Genomic DNA, 20,030 nt, shown 5'->3' with positions numbered 1-20,030 from the left:
TCGATGTTGGTCATAATGATTCCATTGAGAACTGCTTTTAAGCTTCTTGGAGTGAATGCCTTCATGGTGACGGTGCATTGAACGAACTGCGAGGATTCCGTTTCCATGAGCATACAGCTGATATTACAATAGAATGCTGGGCGCCGACACTAGCGGAGGCTTTTGAGGAGGCTGCATTTGCATCATTCAATGTTATTGTTGACACCTCAACAGTCGATGCAAAAGACAAGATCGATATCCATGTGGAAGGAATCGATCTCCAAGAACTGCTTGTGGAATGGGTTGGGCAGTTGATTGCATTGATTGATATCCACGGTCAATTCTATTCTAAATTTCAAGTACGGTCTATCAGGTCCGGAGATCCGTGGACCCTGGATGCCACTATATGGGGCGAGGCTATTGATTTTGATAAGCATGATGTCCATACCGAAGTCAAAGCAATGACCTATGCTGACATGAAAATCGAGGAATCTTCCGATAAGGTGACTCTCTGGTTTACTCTAGACCTCTAGATGCGAGGATGAATGCTTTGCTCGAAGTAGCTATTCCTGATACCTCACTTACGAATTGCACAGGCCTTCGTGACAAGACTCTAAAGATTGGAGCTATGGCTCGCGCTTTTGCAATCTTTCGTGTTGATCGTGTTCTGGTGTATTCCACTGGACGATTAGGCAACAATCCAAATGACCGTCACATGATACTTCGGCTCTTGAAGTATATGGACACACCACAGTATCTTCGGAAGCGTGTCTTTGGTAGATCCCCTATGATGCAGTACGTAGGTATGTTACCACCTCTGAGAACCCGTAGTCATCCCCTGTCTGTATCTATTAATGATCTTCAGGTGGGCGATGTCCGTTGGGGTGTCCAAGTCAAGCCCGGCAAGATTGACCTTGGGTTGGACATGCCTGTGGATTACGACAAATCAGTGGATCAACGGAGACCCACTCTATTCCGTATCATATCTGTTAAACCAACTGTTAAAATCGAAATTATCGACCGGTCATCACTAGACTTCTATTTTGGTTTCGAAGTTGTAGCCATTGATGATATTGTCCGCTATCTCAACGAATCTCCCACACGGCCTCGGGTTGCTTTTTCAAAAAAGGGAGTGGTCTTCAGTTCAATTGAGGAAACTCTCATTTCACTTGTCCGATCATCTCATAGTCTAATTGCACTATTTGGTGGTCCGCATCATGGCATATCTGATATTCTCGTAGATGGCGGTTCTGGTCTAAAGGATGAGACTGATCTCTGGGTCAACACGATTCCGGGGCAAGGAACTGAGACCGTTCGATTAGAAGAGGCTATTCTGATCAGCCTCGGTCTTCTGAATGCCTCCATTGGTGATCTTGTTGCGCGTCCCGGTTATTTCTGATATCCGTTTTTGTTAATAGGGCAATGTTAAAAAGCAGACCCTCTGGTTGTCGGCAACTGTAGTACGAATAGCCCAGTCCATAGGCCGTTCGATACGGGAAAAGTGGTGTTATAGATGGCACACAGAAAGAAACACGCACCAAAACGCGGCAGTCTGGCGTATCTGCCACGCGGCCGAGCGTCAAAGTTCGTGCCCCGTATCAAGAATTGGCCAGAGTATGATGGATCGGCTGCAAAACTACTTGGCTTCATCGGCTACAAGGCCGGGATGACACACGCAGTGGTTACTATTAACAATCCCAACAGCCCATTTACCGGGCAGGAGACCGTTATTCCTTTGACGGTGATTGACACACCACCAGTGCGTCCGTTCTCGATACGAGGCTACAAGACCACTCCCTATGGTCTTAAGCTCGTGACAGAAGTCCTTGCCGAGTCTTTGTCCGATGATCTTCGAAGGACGTTGCCACTCCCAAAGGAGTACGACTTTGAGGCCAAGATGTCGCAGTTCGAAGAGATTGTCGACTCTCTATCCGAGATTCGTGTTCTTCTTCATACTCAGCCAAGACTTGCAGGGGTACCAAAGAAAAAGCCTGATGTAGCAGAGTATAAGGTTGGGGCATCCAGTGTTCAGGATGCTTTTGAATACGCAAAGAGTATTCTTGGGACCGACCTTCGTGTAGCTGACATCCTCGAAGAAGGAATGCTTGTAGACACAATTGCTGTCACCAAAGGGCATGGCTTTCAAGGCCCAGTTCGCAGGTGGGGTATCAGGATCCTCCAGCACAAGTCCCGAAAGACAAAGCGTGGAGTGGGTTGTATTGGCCCATGGTCCCCAACAAACATTCGTTATTCAGTACCGCGAGCAGGACAGACAGGATTCCATTCACGTGTTAGTTATAATAACGCAATCATCAAGATGGGTGAACGTGGTGAGGAAATTACCCCTGCAGGTGGCTTTGTGCATTATGGAATTATCAGAGGCGACTATGTAATGGTCCAAGGTTCGGTTCCGGGCCCGATTAAGAGGCCTATTAGACTAAGATTTCCGATCCGACCTAAGAAGGGTCATGTGTCTGAACCGATGCCTGTGAGTTACATCAGTACCTCGTCAAAGCAATAGTGGGAGGAATGATTTATGGTTAAAGCTAAGACTTACTCACTAAAGGGCAAGACGGGTACTGCAATTGAGTTGCCAGTGCAATTCGAGACCCCCTTCCGTCCCGATGTCATCAAGCGTGCAGTCCTTGCTCTGCAATCAAGACGCTACCAACCACATGGTGTAGATGAGATGGCAGGTAAGAGGAACACAGCCGAGAGTTGGCAGACCGGTCATGGTCGTTCGCGGACGCCCCGGATAAAGGGTGGTGGTACATCAGCTGCTAATAAAGGAGGATTTGCTCCTGGGACAGTTGGTGGTCGAGTTGCTCATCCCCCTGAAGCACGAAAGGTGCTAATTGAGAGAATTAACAAGAAGGAACGCAGGCTTGCCATACGTTCGGCAATTGCAGCCACTGCAAATCGCGATAGGGTTGCACAACGTGGTCATAAGATCGAAACCGTTCCAAACATCCCCTTAGTTGTAAGCGATGAGCTAGAAGCTCTCGATTCAACCAAGGCTGTTCTTGAGGCAGTCACTGCTCTGGGACTTGAGGCGGATCTTGACCGTGCAGTCCGTGGTCGTGGTGTTCGAGCTGGTAAAGGTAAGATGCGTGGCCGAAAGATGAAGACACCAAAGTCCTTCCTGATTGTGGTCGGGGAAGACCGCGGTATTGGTCTGGGTGCAAGAAATCTCCCCGGTGTAGATGTTGTTGAGGTGCAGAGTCTGAATGCTGAGCTTCTCGCACCAGGTACACATCCGGGTCGGCTTGTTGTCTGGACAAAATCTGCCATTGAGCGATTGGAGAAGGAGCGTTTGTTCCTGTAAGAGGTGAGATGTGATGCGAGATCCTAATGAAGTAATAATCAGACCCGTTGTCACAGAGGCAAGTCTTGATGCTGTTGACACAGCCAATAAGCTCACCTTCTATGTCGCTCTAAGGGCCAACAAGAATACCATCAAGTGGGCTGTTGAGACCCTCTATGATGTTGTTGTGGAAAAAGTGAATACCCTGATTTTGCCTGATGGGCGGAAGAAGGCGTTTGTGCGACTTGCACCGGAATACAGTGCAGCAGATGTCGCCACCCAGCTTGGCATATTCTAAGGAGGTGCAATAATGGGTAGACGAGTTCTAGTCCAGCGAAAGGGACGAGGCACGACTCAGTGGCGTAATCGAAGTCGTACACGAATCGCTCCTGTTCGACATCCGAAGTGGGTTCCAGAAAAGACCTATGTCGGGAAGATCATTGCCCTCTATCACGAGCCAGGCAGAGGTGCGCCTCTTGCTGAGATCAAGTATGAAGGGGAATCAAAGCTGCATTATATGGTTGCACCGGAAGGCGTTCAAGTTGGGCAGACCATTGAGTGTGGTATGGATGCCGCACTTGCTAATGGCAACACATTGATGCTTGAACACATCCCTGAAGGTACTCCTATCTTCAATATCGAAGGATCCCCCGGTGATGGTGGAAAGTTCGTTCGAGCCTCCGGCCTTGCTGCAACCATTGTGTCAATTGACAAGACTAAGGCAATAATCCGTTTGCCTAGTGGTAGACAGAAGTCCTTTAGTCCGCGATGTAGAGCTACCATTGGTATTGTTGCAGGTGGTGGGCGTCCGGAGAAGCCATTCCTTAAGGCTGGCGCAGTTTGGCATCATACCCGGCCAAAGGCACGAAAGTGGCCTGTCGTACGTGGTACTGCAATGAATGCGTGCTCACATCCACATGGTGGAGGCTCTCATCAGTCTCCCGGCCGACCGACAACAGTCAGTCGTCATGCACCACCTGGTCGAAAGGTTGGTAACATTGCGGCTCGGCGAACCGGCCGTAAGAACCGATAGTTGGAAGAGATTTTTCTCTTCCTCATTTATTTTTATTCGCTTGATTATATGCAAACTTGTGTTTCAAGTTGGTATTACACACGTACAAATGTTGATAGAGTAAGTCTCTCTTTGAGGACTTCCTATGCGTTTAATTGCCGTTCATTTACCTGAGCGAATCGTGGATGATATAGAGCGTCTTGTGCAAGATGGTCATTATCCTAACCGTTCAGAAACTATACGGATTGCCATCCGCGACCTGCTCAAACGAGAACTATGGGAACGCAGGGATATAGAATCAGTGAAACTTGTCGAGGGCACAATGCGATGAAATCCTTTATCGATACTGCACGGGAACATAGTCGTCTTGAGAGGTCTTCGACTTCTACAAGAGATGTTGGTCAAGCAAGAATCGTTGTTGTGGGGTGCGGTGGTGGCGGAAATAATACAATACGCCGTTTGATGACCATTGGTGTTCAAGGCGCGGAGTGCATTGCTATCAATACGGATCGCCAACATCTTGCAGTGACCCCTGCGCACAGGAAGCTATTGATTGGTGAAAAGATCACCCGCGGTCTAGGTGCTGGTGGCTACCCCCACGTGGGGCAGGCTGCTGCCGAAGAGTCGTCCGCTCAGATCGCCGAGTTAATCCGTGATGCGGACCTTGTCTTTATTGCATCTGGTATGGGTGGTGGCACTGGTACAGGGAGCGCCCCGATAGTTGCTGAGATCGCCAAGAAAAACGATGCCATTGTTGTCGGCGTAGTGACAATGCCTTTCAGTCTCGAACGGACTCGAATTGATAAGGCCAAGGCTGGGCTTGCTAAGCTTCAAGAGAACGCTGATACCGTGGTCGTTATTGATAATCAAAAACTAATGGAGCTGGTTCCAGATCTCCCCTTGGAGGAGGCCTTCGGTATTGCAGATGAGGTTCTTGCTGGGATGGTGAAAGGTATCACAGAGACCATCACGCTCCCCAGTCTTATCAACTTGGACTATGCTGATGTTCGCTCAATCATCTGTAATGGTGGTGTTGCCCTAGTTGGAGTGGGTGAGGCATCAGGTGAGAATCGTGCGGAGGCCGCTATTCATAATGCATTAGAGAGCCCACTTCTTGAAGTGGAATGGGCAGGGGCTACTGGTGCGTTGATTCATATCACAGGTGGTCCTGACATGTCCCTTGCAGAGGCTAACCGTGTGGGCGAGTTGGTCTCCAATAAAATGAGTACTGATGCTCAAGTCATCTGGGGGGCACGTGTTGATCCGCGCCTAAGTGGTGTATTACGAGTAATGTTAATTCTCACAGGTGTAAAGAGCCCTCAACTATTAGCTCGCTCTAAGGATGCCTCTCCGGTCACTTCTTCCACTTCAAGCCGGAGCAATCTCAGTGCACTTGGTCTACTCCGGCCCACTAGTTCTGCTGGTGCGCTCGACCCGCGAAAAATACGCGCGGATCTGCGGTCAATTGGTAAATTCCCCTCTTCATCACAGAGGACTTGGGAGGATCGGCTTAAACCGCCCCCTCGACGTACTGCACCTCGCGGGCCGCAGCCCTCAGAAGAGGAAGAGAAACGCAGTCTTGAAGATCTTGGACTTCGCAGGCTTCTATAGACGCCTGCACTTCAGGCTTTTTTATTTGAGGCAGAAATGTCGCAATATTATGCCTATTTTACAATAGTTCTGGTACAGGACTTGACTGTTCATTGTACCATGTTATTTATTTTTATTCGAGACCGTGCTGTTCCATCCAGTCCTTTGCGATAGCCGCCACCCTCTCATATAGGGGACCTGAACCATCCACGCCCTCTGGAGTGACACGGATCTTATTCATTACGACAATGACGCCTGTGTCCGGGAAGAATCGCACGCCTCCTGGTGGGAACACTTTCTCGAGTTCTTTAGCAAGGCCTTCAAGGCTGACCTCTTTCTCAGTCACTGAGAATGAAACGATGCTGTTGCCGTAGATGAAGATTCGCGGGAAACGGGTCTCATCCTCTCTCACAACATCTGCAAGCACGAGACTAAGTGTGTTCTGATCCACACCCTTTAGGGTACCAGTGTACGTCTTTCCATCATTGGTAATGACCTGAATTGTGGCTCCAATCACGGATGCAATCTCACGATTGAACGCCCTAGTTGCTGCGACTTCTGCCATCTAAATTCACCAATCTGTAATCGTCGTCAAACGCATTCTCCCAATTGGTCGTCTTAAAAGCGATGCTCATTCGGCATATAGACCGTTGACCATGGTGGCCGCGTTTCTTCACTTCGCTCCAAATCCTTATGCCTCTTTAACTTGTTGCCGCCTGAGAATAGTTATTAACTCCTGCCTATGGCATTTGGCATAGCAAGGTGAGGTAATCTCTTGACAGCATCAAAAGTTCATTTCTCACGTTCCTTCCTTCGAGAAGAGGCTCTTCCCACTCCTTTCTGCCCCGGATGTGGAAACGGTATTATTATGAATTCCTTTTTCAAGGCTGTTCGTGATCTTGGGCATGAAGACCTTAGTGGGTTTGCGTTTGTTTCTGGTATCGGTTGTGGTGCTTGGATTCCATCTCCTCACTTTAAGGCTGATACACTTCACACAACTCATGGCCGTGCAATCGCATTTGCGACTGGTCTAAAACTTGCACGACCCGAACTTAATGTTGTAGTAATCAGCGGGGACGGTGATCTGGCAGCCATCGGTGGAAATCACCTAATCCATGCGGCGCGGAGGAATATTGATCTGACGGTCATCTCGTCAACTAACTTCATCTATGGCATGACTGGGGGGCAGGTTGCACCGACCACTTTCACTGGAGATCGAACTACAACCTCACCTTTTGGTAATCCGGAACGGCCATTCGATCTTGCCCGATTAGTTGCGGCAGCAGGAGCAAACTATGTGGCCCGATGGACCACGGCACATCCTCTCCAAGCAGCCCGCTCTATTCGCAAGGCGCTTCAAAGAAGAGGCTTTTCCTTTGTAGAGATTCTCAGCCAATGTCCTACCGCCTATGGGCGCAGAACTGGTGCTGGCTCCCCTCCTGATATGATCAAATGGTTCAAGGGTCTTCCAGTTCGCAAGAAGGATGATCCTCTTGGTCAGATTGTGCCTACTAAACACGGTCAAGATCTTGGTGAGTTCGTTGACCGGGACGAGCCAGGTCTGTTGGACTCATTACAACAGTTACAGCAACAGAGGTGAAACTAATGCGAACTGAGGTCAGAATTGCAGGTACTGGTGGAATGGGTGTCGTTCTTGCTGGCGTGCTCTTGGGCCATGCCGCTGTTGTGCATGAGAACCTTGATGCAATCCAGACTCAGAGCTATGGTTCTGAGGCCCGTGGGACCGCTGCAAAAAGCGAGGTGATTATCAGTGATGAACCCATTCGCTATCCCAAGGTGGTTAAGGCCGACTATAGTATCTTCATGTCGCAGAAGGCCTTTGACATGTACCTTGAGGGAGCAAAAAAGGATGGCACACTAATCATTGATCCCGACCTTGTCAAGTGCGATTGTGGTGACACGTTTACGGTGATTCCTGTTCCAGCTATGAAGACTGCTGACGAATTGGGTTCACGGATGATCTCTAACATGATCATGTTAGGTGCTTTTGCTAAGAAGTCCGGAATTATTTCGCTTGAATCTCTAGAGGCTGCATTGAAAGACATAGTTCCTGAGCGAACTCTAGAAATGAATATCCGTGGTCTTCACGCTGGTGCCTCTTTCGTGGACTGACCTATTGCGATCCCCCGTGTATCAATGGGATAATCAAAATCGAGTCGCCATCATTTATGTTGGCATCAAGTTCGCCCATTAGCGAGACATCTGTGCCATTTGACAGAATGAGTGTTTCTTGGGCGATTGCTTTGGGGGTCATCCACATCTTTCTGATCTCCGGGTATGTCTCAATCAACTTGGTCAGGATTGCTCTCAGTGGGGCATAGTCTGACTGTTCTATAGTTATACTGACCTCCGATCTCCCCATTGATATTACAAGAGGCCCCTTGAATGTTATTTTTGCAATCATGTGCACGCCGTCCTTTACTTGCAAGAGTCTATTGATTGTTTCAGGACTGCCGCATTTAGAAACCCGGCTGTGTACGCTTTCTGGTCCTGATAGTCGATAAGTGTGACCTCCGCAGGGCTAAACAGTAACGGGTCCAGTTCGTAAAAGTCAAAATTCTTTGATTTCAGGAGGTTATAGAACGGTACCCCATACTGTTCCGATGCCGTTGCTGGGCATCGTTCTACCAGTTCTTCGAGATTATCATTTTCATCTGTTTCAATGAACAAGAAGGTCCTGCCACCATAAAGAATACAGTCATTGGTCACTCCCATTGCGCGGCTGTCCTTTTTGGCCACTGGGGCCACTGGAGCCACCCCGTGGGCCTTACGGATTTTAAGAGGATCAAACCCCAGTGTATGAAGTTTGTGAACTCCTACCTCCACAATTCGGGCTGAGATCTGCACCGACCCTACAATGCTGGCGGTCGGAGCAATGATGCAATACAGGTTAGAAGTGTCTATTCCACATTTTTCAGCAATAGTTGCAGTCACCTCTTCATTTGGGATCTGTGCGGTCTCAAGCATGATGACTGCCTCTCTTGCATCATCTGTGTACTGGAGTTCCTCAAAGAGTGACGTTTCAACTCGCGATAGTGCACGTGCTGGACCTGATGCCATGGCAAAGAACCCCTCCATCTTGAGGCTCCAGCCTGCATACTGAGACCCAAGGGTTGCAATGGCTGGTTGATCCACATTGACACTAACGGCGGGCAGCGTCAGATCTTCTATATGCATCTCTGTGAATCTGACTACGCCTAGACCACCAAGGCAGACCTCCCCCACTAATCGTCCAAGTTCTCGGCTCCCCTGTGTGTTTATCCCTGCATCAATTATGGTACAGCCATTCTCCAGCTCGAGTATTTCACATCCAAGTTTCCTGTGCTTTTTGATTATCGTCTGTACGATTTCCATTGCCTGTCGATTCACACTAATTGGCATTTTCATTCACCATTGGTCAAGAGATGCCTGTTGGTGCTGGATAGCACATAGAGTTCTGTATTGGGCCTGCCCTCTGCAAAATCACCTTGGAACTTGATCCATTTCTCGTCAGGGCCGTATCTATCGATAAAGTCTGGCCGTCGTGTGAAGAGGTATCGCATATAGTAGCTAGTAAATTCTCTGACGGCAACGCCACTAAATCTGTAAGTGGGAAATATTGACTCTACCTTTCCTCTTATCAGAATCATTCCTCGTGTGGCCTGCACACCTAAACGTGAAGATACATTTCCACATGCTATTATTGTCCCCCCTTGCATGCGAAACGCAGCCATCTCTCCAATGTTCCCTTTTACAGAAATAAACCCCTTTCTCATATGAGCCGCCATCTCTCTGCCCACATCCCCCGCAACATACACGCGTCCCCCTTTCATTCCCTCACCACTTCCTCGCAGGCCTGCACAGAGATAGTCGCCCGCATCTCCTTCTATCTGTATATTGCCACCAGACATCTCTGCGGCAGCCCACGCTCCTACAGAACCATGAACGTGAATGCGCCCCGCCTGCATCATGGATCCCAGATACATCCCCACATCGCCATGAATCTCGATTCGCCCTCCGTTCATCTGGTGGCCGATGTATTTTATGCGCTTAAGATCCCCCTCGATCTTGATGGTCAATTCTGCAATATCATCAGTTGGTTCTCCACTGACCTCAAAAAAGTCCCCAAGTGTTAGGCATTGCTTTCCTTGGTAGACCTCCAGCTGACGGATCTCATCAACGCTCTTTGCGACAAAATGGCTCGGTGTGATCACGTCCGCCTCGACGGGAATATCTGGAACTTTAATTGCCGTGAGTTGAATGACCATCTGTCTGCAGCTCCATGAAGGTTGATGTCCTGTCACATTTAAGAATGCACTTCTGATGATAACTATGAAAAGGCCGAAGTCCGTACTCTACTTGGAGGCAGTCGCTTGAAATTGCATGATGTGCCTATCGATGATACTTTTGCGGAGGCATTCTCCGTACATATGAATCGGACTCTCATTACCGCCTACAATGAAGAGTGGGCACGCATTACTGCTCTAGAGGCTACAGGCTTTGGTACATCAATCATCATGACCCCTGTAGAGGCTGGAATTGAATATGTCTTATCTGGTGAACAGACCCCCGACGGGAGACCTGGAGTCAGGGTCATCTTTGCAACAAATAAGAAAGTGAAATTAGAGGACCAACTTCTAGCTCGGATTGGGCAATGTGTTCTCACAAGTCCAACTGCGTGCGCTTATGATGACACGCCACATCCCCGTGAGCACTATCCTATTGGCAAGAAGATCTCCTTTTTTGGTGATGGGTTTCAGGTGAAAAAAGGTCCAATTGATGGCCGTGTCTTCTGGCTCATCCCTCGAATGAGTGGTACCTTTGTAGTTCAGGAAAACTTTGGTCGAACGAAAGGCATTGCTGGGGGAAATATCATCTATTTTTCGAAGGATCTTGCTACCGGAATGGCGAGTGGGCGTGCCGCTGTTCAAGCCATCGAGCAGGTCGAGGGTGCTTACACCCCTTTCCCCGGAGGCCTTGTCGGATCTGGTTCAAAGGTTGGTTCTCGTTACAAGGGTCTTGTCGCGTCTACCAATGAACAATTCTGCCCAACAATCCGTTCCTTAGTTCCTGACACTGAGGTGCCGCCTGATTCTAATTTTGTACTGGAGATCGTCATCAATGGCCTGAATCACGAATCAGTTGCAGCAGCTATGCGTACAGCCATAGAGACTGTCTGCAAGTATCCGGGTGTTCTTCGTGTCAGTGCAGGTAATTATGGTGGACGATTAGGAAAACACCATTTTCATCTACACGAGCTCTTTGAGTGAGTGAGTGATCGTTCTACTCAGAAAACTTTATCTCAGAATCGAAATTCATCTCCCAAGAAGCCCCAGTAGCTTAGCCCGGTCAGATCGCCTCCTTGGTAAGGAGGAGGCCGCGAGTTCAAATCTCGCCTGGGGCTCCATCTTTTCTCATTTCTTCTTCAGCAAGATCGTCGCAAAATGATTCGGATGCGGTGTTATGAACTTTGTATATAAATCGCTCATTCTCACGCAGTTTCATCAGTGCCTGAAACGCCAAGTACGATCCCAATGCAAGTAGCACTATGATCCCCATAGTGAGCAGGATCACCATTGGAATCACTTGGAGGATGTCGTAATATTTTGACGTGGCAATCAGAATCGTGACCAGCGACATTGGGATTGTAAGAATCCCAATTCCTGTTCGCAACTCTGCTAAGTGTGTACGCTTTTCAGCTTCAATAGTACGAATCAGTGACAGAACAGTACGAGGCTCTGATGACTTGAGCATCTCCATCTCAAACTTACGATCTCTTCTCACAGCTCCACCTCTATTTGGCGCCAAACGTGTTTTAATTAATATCCGCGATGTTCTTCAATGTAGTCTTCTTCTCTTTCCCCGAAGAAGGAGGAGTCTTCGTGCCTCTTCTGGTCCCACAAGAGTAGTCAATTCTCTTCTGGCAAGATCCTCATCAGGCTCATTCAACCACTTGTCAATCAATTTTCTCAGGGCAGGGGACAAATCCTGTGCGTGCTTCTTTGCGCGTCCTCTTTTGTCAAGATCGAAATCATCAGGTCCTAGCAGACTCATACTATCACCAGTAAGTATTACGAATCTCTCTGTTATGACCTTTCGCTTGGAGTAACAATTGACAAAAGTATCTATCCCCATAACATAATCGTGTTTAGAATTGCGCGTCATCGAAGCCCCTACTCCAATAGAATCTCCAGATGGACCTGCGTTTGAGTTCCTCTGTGATGAAGGTCGTGTCCGTGTCACATGCCTTAGTTCAAACATAATTCGTGTTCAGGCCACACGTGAGGAGACCTATCGCAGGTACGAGTCATTTGCAACCGTTGGATATAGTAATCCCCCTTCTGTAGAGTTCTTCGAGCAGGACGGCCAGTGGTCTATCTCACTCCCCACATCTCTATTACTTGTTGAGAGAGATCCATTTCGGTTGATTTTGAAAAATCTTGATGGGGCGACCATTTTTGAAGACAGTCGTGCTGGCGGTATTGAGTGGCGCGAAAATGGTTTTGTGATCAGAAGAACCATGCTCGGGCCTGAAGTCTTCTATGGACTTGGCGAGAAGGCGTACGGGCTTGACAAACGTGGAATACGTTATGAGATGTGGACCACAGATAATCCCGATTATGGTTTTCATTCGGATCCACTCTACCAATCAATTCCCTTCTTCTTGGTACTGAACCGTGGCATAGTTCATGGTATATTCCTTGATAATTCATATCGAACGTTTTTCGACTTCCAGCAGGAGGCCGAGTACAGTTTCGGCTCAGTAGGGGGCCCTCTTGACTATTATCTGATACTTGGTCCCTCGTTTGAGGAGGTGCTTGATAGTTATACTCGCCTGACTGGCCGCCCTCATTTTGTTCCTCTCTGGGCCCTTGGGCATCAGCACTCCCGATGGATGGTCTACGAGAGCCAAGAGGATATTCTAAGTATCGCCAACAGGTATCGTGACCATAACCTTCCTTGCGATACAATTGTTCTTGATATTGCCTACATGGATGAGTACCGTATCTTTACATGGGATCCGAAGGTCTTTCCCAAGCCCCATGAATTTACGGATGCGCTTACAAAACTGGGATTTCATGTGATGGCTATCATTGATCCGGGCGTCAAGCTCGAAGAAGGATTCTCCGTCTATGATGATGGCCTGAAACAGAATATGTTCCTGCAGCAAGATGATGGTTCTGTCTATGTGGGACTGGTCTGGCCCGGTGAGACCGTGTTTCCAGACTTCTCTCGTCCTGAAGTACGAGAGTGGTTTGCATCCAAATATCTGCTTCTCAGTTCATCAGGCTTGAGTAATAGTAGCTGGATCGACATGAACGAGCCATCAAACTGTATCTATGAGGGGCTCAGGGATGAATATTCTATGAAGCATGTCGTTGATAGCGCTGGTGAGCTTTGGGAGGAACGCCTTCGTAATGTATATGCTCTGGGAATGTGTGAGGCTGCATTTAACGGCATTCGTAAGGTTCACTCTGGGAAACGACCATTTATCCTCACAAGATCCGGTTTTGCGGGCTATCAGCGGTATGCGGCCACATGGACTGGCGATAACAAATCCACATGGAATCACCTAAGGCTCTCCATTCCTATGTTACTCGGTCTTGGACTTTCTGGAATCCCAATATGTGGTGCAGATGTTGGTGGCTTCTCAGATGATGTGACAGGAGAGCTGCTTGTGCGTTGGTATCAGGTGGGCTGTTTCTATCCCTTCTTCAGAAATCACTCACGAATTAATACGGCGCGCCAAGAACCGTGGCTGTTTGGAAACGAGTACGAGTCGATAATCCGTGACGCAATAAATCTACGCTACAAACTGTTGCGTTACTTCTATTCTCTCGCTTGGGATTCTAGCCAGACTGGTCGTCCCATTATGCGACCATTGGCCATGGAGTTTGCAGATGATCCCAAGATCTACTCGCTGGACACTCAGTTTATGGTTGGCCCCTTCATTATGGTCGCTCCTGTCCTTGAAGAAGGTGCAATCTCGCGTGAGGTGTATCTCCCTCAGGGGACTTGGTACTCGTTTCAAGATCATGCAATCATACATGGCCCAACGACTATCACCGTGAATGCAGCCATTGATCAAATTCCGATTTTCATCAGAGGCGGCGCCATTATTCCAACAGGTCGTGTGGTACAGCATACGGGAGATGATTTGGGGAATCTAGTTCTATGGATCTATGCGCATGGCCATTCCGATTTTATCTTGTATGAGGATGATGGTATCTCTGATAGTGGGCCGTCATCAACTGTTCATTTTGTTGTTGACTCGCAAGATGGCACTTTTACATTGGGCATAGGGGCTCGGAACGGTACTTGGAAACCCCCACCACGATCTCTCATCATCCACGTGTTTGGAGTCGAGGCCTCTTCTAGAGTGCTATTTGACGGTCGTGTTATTGATGGATCTATTACTGAAGACGGCACAGTCACCATCACCTATCCGGATGATGGCATGGAACATCAACTTACCATCATATCATCTTAGCAAAATTTCATATTCACTCCGCTATTCTTATATCGTCTTCAGTTGGAACTATCATCACTCATGGGTCGGTGGTCTAGCTTGGTATGACGCTTGGTTTGGGACTCTGTGACTGTGGTCCCAGAGCAAGCATCCAAGAGGTCGCGAGTTCGATAGCAGTGGGGTTTCCCCGTTGTTGAACTAATCTCGTCCGGCCCACCATCCATTTTCTTTTCGCTCTCGACTTCGGCAATAGCCGAAATTGTTATTTTCTGATGATTTGAAACAAGAATTAACCGACCGATGCTGGCCGACAGATACAAGCCAGTATACAGCTCGTGATTGTGATGTCGCTGCAGACAACCGTCCGTGAACGTTTTGCCAGAAGAATTGCCGGGGAAATTGCTCTCTCCGATCATCCAGGACAGACCATGCGGATCTGGCGGGAGCGTTTTCGAATTCCTCAGATTGCACTTGCAGACCATCTTGGTATTAGTCCCAGTGTCATAAGTGATTATGAATCTGGCCGACGAAAATCACCCGGTACTAATACAATTCGTCGTTTTGTATTATCGCTCTTGGATATTGACGAGCAAAATGGGGGGCAGGTCATCTCAGCCTATGTACGTTTAATGGATGTGAGTCTTGTAGACACGAATATTGTGCTTGCTATGAGTGACTTCATATCACCCATGACCGCCCGCGACTTCTGTGTAAAATTGGGCTGTGAGGTGTTATCTGGGCAAGACCATTTAGATCGAGAGATCTATGGCTATTCCCTTGTTGATATCGAACGCGCCGTGAAAGAATTGAGTAGCGACGGGTTTCTCAAGATTTTTGGGGCCACCACTGAACGTTGCCTGCTGTTCACAAGGGTCAGTACTGGTCGCGCTCCTATGATCGCCATCAGATCCCAAGAATTCAAACCGCCTCTCATTATTCTTCATGGGACTGACCATGTGGATCGTCTTGCTATAGACCTCTCAGTGCAGATGCGGATTCCTCTTGGTCTGATTAAACTGGACTCGACTGATGTTCTTGTACGCCGTCTACGCGAGTTAGACCGGACTAGTTGAGGATCAAATCAAGAATGGCCATTCTAGTGACCACTCCTGCCTCCACCTGATCGAAGTATCGTGCCTGAGGCAAGGAATCAATCTCGGGATCAAGCTCGTCCACTCTTGGTAATGGATGCAAAATAATCGCATCATCGGGCATCTTTTCTACATCTTCTCGTTTAAGTCTGAACCGCCCCTTTACTGCATCATACTCGCGAATGTCCGGAAACCGCTCTTTTTGTATTCTAGTCATGTATACTACGTCGGCCTCTTCAATGGCCTCTTCTATGCTCTCAACTTCCGTGACTGAGAGCCCCGCTCGCTCCATCACTTGTATAATTGAAGGTTTCATCTGTAACTGTTCAGGTGCGGCCAGAGTTATTTTGACATCATATTCTGTGAGCGCCATTGCCAGTGAGTGGACTGTTCGACCGTATTTTAGATCCCCACAGAGTGATATGTTGAGCCCATCGATGGACCCCTTCATTTTTTGGATAGAATATAGATCAAGGAGTGCCTGAGTAGGATGTTCTTCTGCTCCGCTGCCCGCATTGATGACTGGGCACTTCGAGAACTCAGCTGCGACTCGTGCAGACCCGTCAAGTGGATGCCTGATCACAATCACATCCGCATACCGCTCTACGGTTCGAATTGTGTCCGCAAGGGTTTCGCCTTTACCTCCAGCACTTGAAACCACCACATCCGCAAAGCCAAGCACATTCCCACCAAGTCGAAGCATGGCACTCTCAAATGACAGTCTAGTTCTAGTTGAGGGTTCAAAGAACAAGTAGGCCATTATTCTGCCATCGAGTAGTTTGCTTCTAGTGACTGCAATCTCTTCCATCTCAGCAGCCCGTCGAAGTATTAGATCAATCTCATCTCGGGCCAAGTCTTGAATACTAATTAGGTTATGAAGGGCACCCATCCAGAAACACACTCTTCGGTTTTGTCTTTGCGAGGCCGTGGTCTGTTTTAATCTTTTGTCACACTGGTATCTTGCTGTTCCGTTCCATTTCGCCCGTAGCGTCTCGGAATATCCACCTTTTTGAACTTCAGACCCGCCTGTTCTGCAATCTCTGCTGCAAGAGGATCGTTATATTCTTCGATATAGATGATCTCCTTGATTCCTGCATTGATTAGCATCTTGGTGCAAATACTACAGGGTCTTGTCGTGCAGTAAAGCTTGGCCCCTTTGATACTGACCCCATGATACGCGGCCTGAATGATCGCATTTTGTTCTGCATGTAGTCCTCTGCAGAGTTCGTGGCGTTCCCCTGACTTTATTCCAAGTTGGTCTCTTAAACATCCTACTTCACTACAATGGGGTAACCCCTTAGGAGCGCCATTGTACCCCGTTGAGAGGATCTGCGAGTCTTTCACGAGAAGGGCTCCCACCTGATTCCTTAGGCATGTGCTACGGGATGACACAAGATCAGCTATCTCTAGGAAGTACACATCCTTACTCTTTCTTGGCAAATTACATCGTTCTCCTCTTGAAATGTTGCCATCCCCTCTCTCTTATAGAGATTCTCTAATCTTTTGTCTTCTCCAGATGGCAAAGGTAAAAAGAATTAGCCATATTGAACTGGTCAACGCTCTCAATCACGAGGAATGAGTTACTATGAAGCCTCACAAAGACAAGGTCATAGTTTGGCCAGCCTATCTTGACTCTGGCCTGTCGCGTTCACAGGGCCGTAGAATCCCTGTAAATTTGGCGGCGCCTGGAGTGACGATTGACATCCTTAAACAGGCAGCCGATTCTATTGGGTTTGAGGCTATTGTCGAACCGGATAAGAGATACCCTCGTGATTGGACTCGCAGTTCTGGCTATCTGCTCCTTGGTAACCCTGATCATCACAAGAAAAAGCGACTGCTACTTATGCTCGCAAAGAGTGTGCGGCGAATTGTAGCTCAACGGGAGGCTGCACGTATCGCCGCCGAGAAAAAGAAGGGTAAGAAACGAAAGGGGAAAGGTGGCCGGAGGTAAGCAACCATTGAGGCGTCTAGGCACTTTATTGCATATTACAACCCGTGGATCACTTATTGTGCGCACAAGCAAGACCCCTCCTATTGGAGGTATAGTGCTTACCAGTAATGCGGAAAAGATTGGGAAAATTGTGGATGTATTTGGTCCTGTGAAAGAACCCTATGTTGCAATTCGCCCCTTCAAACGAATGGGTGATACGCATGATAGGGCGCATCCAAAAACTACAGTTTCTGAACCTATCACGGCTGGGGCTGTTCTCTATGTTAGTAGTCGCCCCGAGAAACCCCAAAAGGCGCGAAAGAGGAAGAGGTAGATACGTTCATTATTTTATATGCTGAATATTGTCCAGTAATGTACACAATAGTACCTTTTATTACCATAATGTGCATGTATCTTCCGAATATTAAATATGGGGCCGCGCAATTCGTTCTGTCTTGTCGTGTGTCTCTCATCAAGGTCGTTGAAATGAATGTAGCCAACCAAATCCTGAAAGCTCTTCGTGAGGCAGGGCAAAAAGGGCTACTTCTTGAAGAGTTGACCGCTGGTCTTGAAATAGACGCAGAGATAGTGACGACAACCATTGAACAATTGATGTCAGAGGGACAAATAATGGCCAAGCAAGAACTGGAAAAGACAAGATACTTCATTAACGAGCAGATGATAAGCGATGCAGAGCCTCAAAGCCTAGGTGACCTGAATGGATGCCCTTGTTTCCATTGCCCGAAGATCAGCAAATGTGGAGCCCGTCAGCCCGATTCGCCGATCTCCTGTAGTCGTCTAGAAGAATGGCTTCTCAGTTTTGATTCCTCATAATCGAGATGCTTATCGTCTTGGATTCTCCGCAAGCAAGTAGATTTCGGCACTGGTGCGCCGGGACGCATCGGGTTTAATGAGTCGTACACTAGAGAATAGGTTTCGTACCATCTGCATGAACTCTTGAAACCCTGGTCCCTGAAAGACCTTGGCCAACACCTTACCTTTGGCTCCTAGAATCTTGCAGCCCAGGTTTATGGTGCACTCGGCAAGAGCAAGCTGTCTTGCCACATCAATCTCCCATTGGCCCGTGACATTTGGTGCGCAATCGGATAAGACGAGGTCTGCACTTCCTCCTATCAGCTGGATGATCTCATCGATTGTTTCTTGCTTAGTAATATCCCCCTGAACGAATTTTACATTCTCAACAGGTGGCATCGAATTGAGATCCACGGCAACTATCTCGAGACTTCTATCGAACTGTCTTAAGACTTGAGTCCACCCCCCTGGACTCGAACAGAGCTCAACTACCTTGTCTACTCCGGCCAGTAAATTCTGCTTTTTAATAATCTGTTTTAGTTTGTAGGCGGATCTGGCGCGGTATCCGTGCTTTTTTGCCTCTCTATAGTAATGTTCCTTTTTTCTATCTCCCTTTGGTCGTCCCATCTATTGATCATCTCCTAATACAGCCTTTATTGCATTCAATACATCCTCCACCTCTGCATCAGTACGTATTGCTGTTGGTCTGAAGTGTGTGCGAGTGACCCTGTGACCTGTCTCCTCTAGTTTGTCCATAATGTCTTGCCGCCTCGGGGGTGAGAGTCCATAGGCATCACATAACATATGCAGATCCACATACGTGAACTCGGTCAGTTCCTGTTCTTTTCTCATTAGTTCTAATATTTTTCCAGCACGCTTGCTGAACTGTTCTCCTTTTGCCTCTATCTCCCTTGCTGAAGATAGAGTAGTGCTGTTGAAAAGTGGCCCTATCCACAGTGGGCCCGCCATTTTTACTTTTCCTGAACAATTACCAATGTGTTTGAGCGGTTGAACCTCTCCAATCTTCGATAGCGCAACCATGTCTGTATTCATGCAAGAGGGACAATATCTGATGAACCCCATCATGTCAGACTGGGCATTTGCAGTAGATCGACTGGGTCTCAAGTCCAGCCACACCCTCACATAGTGATCTGTGCTCAAACTTACTAATGGTTCTATAGAGCAATCATTCATTCCCGCCACAGTGAATGCCAGTCCAATAAGTAATCTGACAGCAATCTCATGAGCGAATGGTGCTCGTATTGACCGGCCTCCATATTTTCTTTGAGCCACATGTGGATACACGCCACAGAGTGCTGGCATATCCGTTGCAGTAAGTGCGAGCAATCCTTGATGCGGTTGCATGGCCTGAACTGCTGCATTAAGAAAGGGGGCTGGTGTTCCAAAGGGGTCAACATCAACAAGATCAAAGCGTTTCTCACGTGACTCGTCAAGCAGGAGCTGCCGTGCGTCGCCTCTGATTATTCGGACTCTATCTTCAAGTTCATTCATCTGAACATTCTTTTTTGCGATCTCAATGGCCAATGGATTGGCATCAAACATGACCGCCTCGAATTCACCTGGGCATTCCTTAAGATATCTTAAGGTCCTGATTCCCGACCCTGCAAGAGGTTCACAAATGAGATCAACCTGATGCGTCTTGAGATATGCGGATGTAAAGATGACCGACAAGTCACGATTCAGGCGCATTCTTGGATTGTAGAATACTGGCATGCTTGTGGTTGGTTGCCCCTTCTCTGCTGTGTAATGATCAACATCAGCACTATGAAATGTGACTAGTCCTTCTGTATACGTCTTTAAGATGGTCATCGTCATTGCTA

Annotated in this window: 26 protein-coding genes and 2 tRNA genes; 18 read left to right on the top strand and 10 right to left on the bottom strand. The window is 47.9% G+C overall.

Going from position 1 to position 20,030, the window contains the following annotated elements; translation table 11 throughout:
* Positions 1-77 precede the first annotated feature (77 nt).
* The 8 genes from K9W43_08110 (at position 78) to ftsZ (ending at position 5,906) form a co-directional block, all read left to right on the top strand.
* Positions 78-512, top strand: coding sequence for an archease (locus K9W43_08110; protein MCF2137194.1), 435 nt, complete (start codon positions 78-80; stop codon positions 510-512).
* 17 nt (positions 513-529) lie between these two features.
* Positions 530-1,378, top strand: a complete 849-nt coding sequence (locus K9W43_08105; GenBank protein MCF2137193.1) for a hypothetical protein — start codon at positions 530-532, stop codon at positions 1,376-1,378.
* A gap of 114 nt (positions 1,379-1,492) precedes the next feature.
* Positions 1,493-2,500, top strand: coding sequence for a 50S ribosomal protein L3 (locus tag K9W43_08100; GenBank protein MCF2137192.1), 1,008 nt, complete (start codon positions 1,493-1,495; stop codon positions 2,498-2,500).
* A gap of 15 nt (positions 2,501-2,515) precedes the next feature.
* Positions 2,516-3,304 carry a 50S ribosomal protein L4 gene (gene rpl4p / locus K9W43_08095; protein MCF2137191.1) on the top strand — a complete coding sequence of 263 codons (789 nt, stop codon included), beginning with the start codon at positions 2,516-2,518 and terminating at the stop codon, positions 3,302-3,304.
* A gap of 13 nt (positions 3,305-3,317) precedes the next feature.
* Positions 3,318-3,581, top strand: coding sequence for a 50S ribosomal protein L23 (locus K9W43_08090; GenBank protein MCF2137190.1), 264 nt, complete (start codon positions 3,318-3,320; stop codon positions 3,579-3,581).
* Positions 3,582-3,593: 12 nt separating this feature from the next.
* Complete coding sequence (locus K9W43_08085; protein ID MCF2137189.1) at positions 3,594-4,316, top strand: 50S ribosomal protein L2; 723 nt, start codon at positions 3,594-3,596, stop codon at positions 4,314-4,316.
* Between the two features lie 124 nt (positions 4,317-4,440).
* Positions 4,441-4,626 carry a ribbon-helix-helix domain-containing protein gene (locus K9W43_08080; GenBank protein MCF2137188.1) on the top strand — a complete coding sequence of 62 codons (186 nt, stop codon included), beginning with the start codon at positions 4,441-4,443 and terminating at the stop codon, positions 4,624-4,626.
* A complete protein-coding gene (gene ftsZ, locus K9W43_08075; GenBank protein MCF2137187.1) occupies positions 4,623-5,906 on the top strand; it encodes a cell division protein FtsZ in 1,284 nt (427 codons plus the stop codon). The genes K9W43_08080 and ftsZ overlap by 4 nt, the downstream gene beginning before the upstream one ends.
* Positions 5,907-6,018: 112 nt before the next feature.
* Here the strand turns inward: ftsZ and K9W43_08070 are convergent, their stop codons facing one another.
* Positions 6,019-6,450: an Lsm family RNA-binding protein gene (locus tag K9W43_08070; GenBank protein ID MCF2137186.1), complete on the bottom strand. Its 432-nt coding sequence runs from the start codon at positions 6,448-6,450 to the stop codon at positions 6,019-6,021.
* A gap of 210 nt (positions 6,451-6,660) precedes the next feature.
* On the opposite strand from K9W43_08070, the gene K9W43_08065 reads away from it, so the two are divergent.
* Positions 6,661-7,485 (top strand): thiamine pyrophosphate-dependent enzyme, encoded by an 825-nt coding sequence (locus K9W43_08065; GenBank protein ID MCF2137185.1) that lies wholly within the window; start codon positions 6,661-6,663, stop codon positions 7,483-7,485.
* A 5-nt stretch (positions 7,486-7,490) separates the two neighbouring features.
* Positions 7,491-8,018, top strand: coding sequence for a 2-oxoacid:acceptor oxidoreductase family protein (locus K9W43_08060; GenBank protein ID MCF2137184.1), 528 nt, complete (start codon positions 7,491-7,493; stop codon positions 8,016-8,018).
* Position 8,019: 1 nt separating this feature from the next.
* On the opposite strand, the gene K9W43_08055 is transcribed toward K9W43_08060, so the two are convergent.
* From K9W43_08055 to K9W43_08045, 3 genes are read right to left on the bottom strand one after another with little or no spacing between them, the layout of a single operon-like run.
* Positions 8,020-8,310 carry a MoaD/ThiS family protein gene (locus K9W43_08055; protein MCF2137183.1) on the bottom strand — a complete coding sequence of 97 codons (291 nt, stop codon included), beginning with the start codon at positions 8,308-8,310 and terminating at the stop codon, positions 8,020-8,022.
* 14 nt (positions 8,311-8,324) lie between these two features.
* Positions 8,325-9,287 (bottom strand): methenyltetrahydromethanopterin cyclohydrolase, encoded by a 963-nt coding sequence (gene mch, locus K9W43_08050; GenBank protein ID MCF2137182.1) that lies wholly within the window; start codon positions 9,285-9,287, stop codon positions 8,325-8,327.
* Positions 9,288-9,289: 2 nt separating this feature from the next.
* On the bottom strand, positions 9,290-10,153 hold the full coding sequence (locus K9W43_08045; GenBank protein MCF2137181.1) for a formylmethanofuran dehydrogenase subunit C: 864 nt from the start codon (positions 10,151-10,153) through the stop codon (positions 9,290-9,292).
* A 105-nt stretch (positions 10,154-10,258) separates the two neighbouring features.
* Between K9W43_08045 and fhcD the strand changes: the two genes are divergently transcribed.
* Both fhcD and K9W43_08035 read left to right on the top strand, forming a co-directional pair.
* Positions 10,259-11,155 (top strand): formylmethanofuran--tetrahydromethanopterin N-formyltransferase, encoded by an 897-nt coding sequence (gene fhcD, locus K9W43_08040; protein MCF2137180.1) that lies wholly within the window; start codon positions 10,259-10,261, stop codon positions 11,153-11,155.
* 59 nt (positions 11,156-11,214) lie between these two features.
* Positions 11,215-11,292: transfer RNA gene (locus K9W43_08035), tRNA-Thr, on the top strand.
* On the opposite strand, the gene K9W43_08030 is transcribed toward K9W43_08035, so the two are convergent.
* Both K9W43_08030 and K9W43_08025 read right to left on the bottom strand, forming a co-directional pair.
* On the bottom strand, positions 11,271-11,669 hold the full coding sequence (locus K9W43_08030; GenBank protein MCF2137179.1) for a hypothetical protein: 399 nt from the start codon (positions 11,667-11,669) through the stop codon (positions 11,271-11,273). The genes K9W43_08035 and K9W43_08030 overlap by 22 nt on opposite strands.
* Positions 11,670-11,723: 54 nt before the next feature.
* The gene (locus K9W43_08025) at positions 11,724-11,939 is read right to left on the bottom strand and encodes a hypothetical protein (protein ID MCF2137178.1); all 216 of its coding nucleotides are present in this window, start codon (positions 11,937-11,939) and stop codon (positions 11,724-11,726) included.
* A gap of 100 nt (positions 11,940-12,039) precedes the next feature.
* Between K9W43_08025 and K9W43_08020 the strand changes: the two genes are divergently transcribed.
* From K9W43_08020 to K9W43_08010, 3 genes are all read left to right on the top strand, one after another.
* Positions 12,040-14,376, top strand: coding sequence for a glycoside hydrolase family 31 protein (locus tag K9W43_08020; GenBank protein ID MCF2137177.1), 2,337 nt, complete (start codon positions 12,040-12,042; stop codon positions 14,374-14,376).
* 62 nt (positions 14,377-14,438) lie between these two features.
* Positions 14,439-14,574: transfer RNA gene (locus K9W43_08015), tRNA-Pro, on the top strand.
* Between the two features lie 125 nt (positions 14,575-14,699).
* A complete protein-coding gene (locus K9W43_08010) occupies positions 14,700-15,428 on the top strand; it encodes a helix-turn-helix domain-containing protein (protein MCF2137176.1) in 729 nt (242 codons plus the stop codon).
* On the opposite strand, the gene pyrB is transcribed toward K9W43_08010, so the two are convergent.
* Both pyrB and K9W43_08000 read right to left on the bottom strand, forming a co-directional pair.
* Positions 15,421-16,335, bottom strand: coding sequence for an aspartate carbamoyltransferase (pyrB, locus tag K9W43_08005; protein MCF2137175.1), 915 nt, complete (start codon positions 16,333-16,335; stop codon positions 15,421-15,423). The two genes, K9W43_08010 and pyrB, sit on opposite strands and share 8 nt — an antisense overlap.
* Before the next feature lie 47 nt (positions 16,336-16,382).
* Positions 16,383-16,886 (bottom strand): cytidine/deoxycytidylate deaminase family protein, encoded by a 504-nt coding sequence (locus K9W43_08000; protein MCF2137174.1) that lies wholly within the window; start codon positions 16,884-16,886, stop codon positions 16,383-16,385.
* Between the two features lie 145 nt (positions 16,887-17,031).
* Between K9W43_08000 and K9W43_07995 the strand changes: the two genes are divergently transcribed.
* The 3 genes from K9W43_07995 to K9W43_07985 all read left to right on the top strand — a co-directional run bounded on the left by K9W43_07995 (position 17,032) and on the right by K9W43_07985 (position 18,210).
* Entirely contained in the window at positions 17,032-17,397 is a 366-nt protein-coding gene (locus K9W43_07995) for a signal recognition particle subunit SRP19/SEC65 family protein (protein ID MCF2137173.1), read from the top strand.
* 7 nt (positions 17,398-17,404) lie between these two features.
* A complete protein-coding gene (locus K9W43_07990; GenBank protein ID MCF2137172.1) occupies positions 17,405-17,710 on the top strand; it encodes a Gar1/Naf1 family protein in 306 nt (101 codons plus the stop codon).
* Positions 17,711-17,862: 152 nt separating this feature from the next.
* Positions 17,863-18,210 carry a hypothetical protein gene (locus K9W43_07985; protein ID MCF2137171.1) on the top strand — a complete coding sequence of 116 codons (348 nt, stop codon included), beginning with the start codon at positions 17,863-17,865 and terminating at the stop codon, positions 18,208-18,210.
* 9 nt (positions 18,211-18,219) lie between these two features.
* Here the strand turns inward: K9W43_07985 and K9W43_07980 are convergent, their stop codons facing one another.
* Both K9W43_07980 and K9W43_07975 read right to left on the bottom strand, forming a co-directional pair.
* Positions 18,220-18,816: an RlmE family RNA methyltransferase gene (locus K9W43_07980; GenBank protein ID MCF2137170.1), complete on the bottom strand. Its 597-nt coding sequence runs from the start codon at positions 18,814-18,816 to the stop codon at positions 18,220-18,222.
* Positions 18,817-20,019, bottom strand: a complete 1,203-nt coding sequence (locus tag K9W43_07975; GenBank protein ID MCF2137169.1) for a tRNA (guanine(10)-N(2))-dimethyltransferase — start codon at positions 20,017-20,019, stop codon at positions 18,817-18,819.
* Between the last annotated feature and the right edge of the window lie 11 nt (positions 20,020-20,030).

Source organism: Candidatus Thorarchaeota archaeon (assembly GCA_021498125.1).
Classification (GTDB): Archaea; Asgardarchaeota; Thorarchaeia; order Thorarchaeales; family Thorarchaeaceae; genus B65-G9.
Note: the sequence above shows the minus strand (reverse complement) of the source record. Positions and strands in the feature narration are given on the sequence as shown.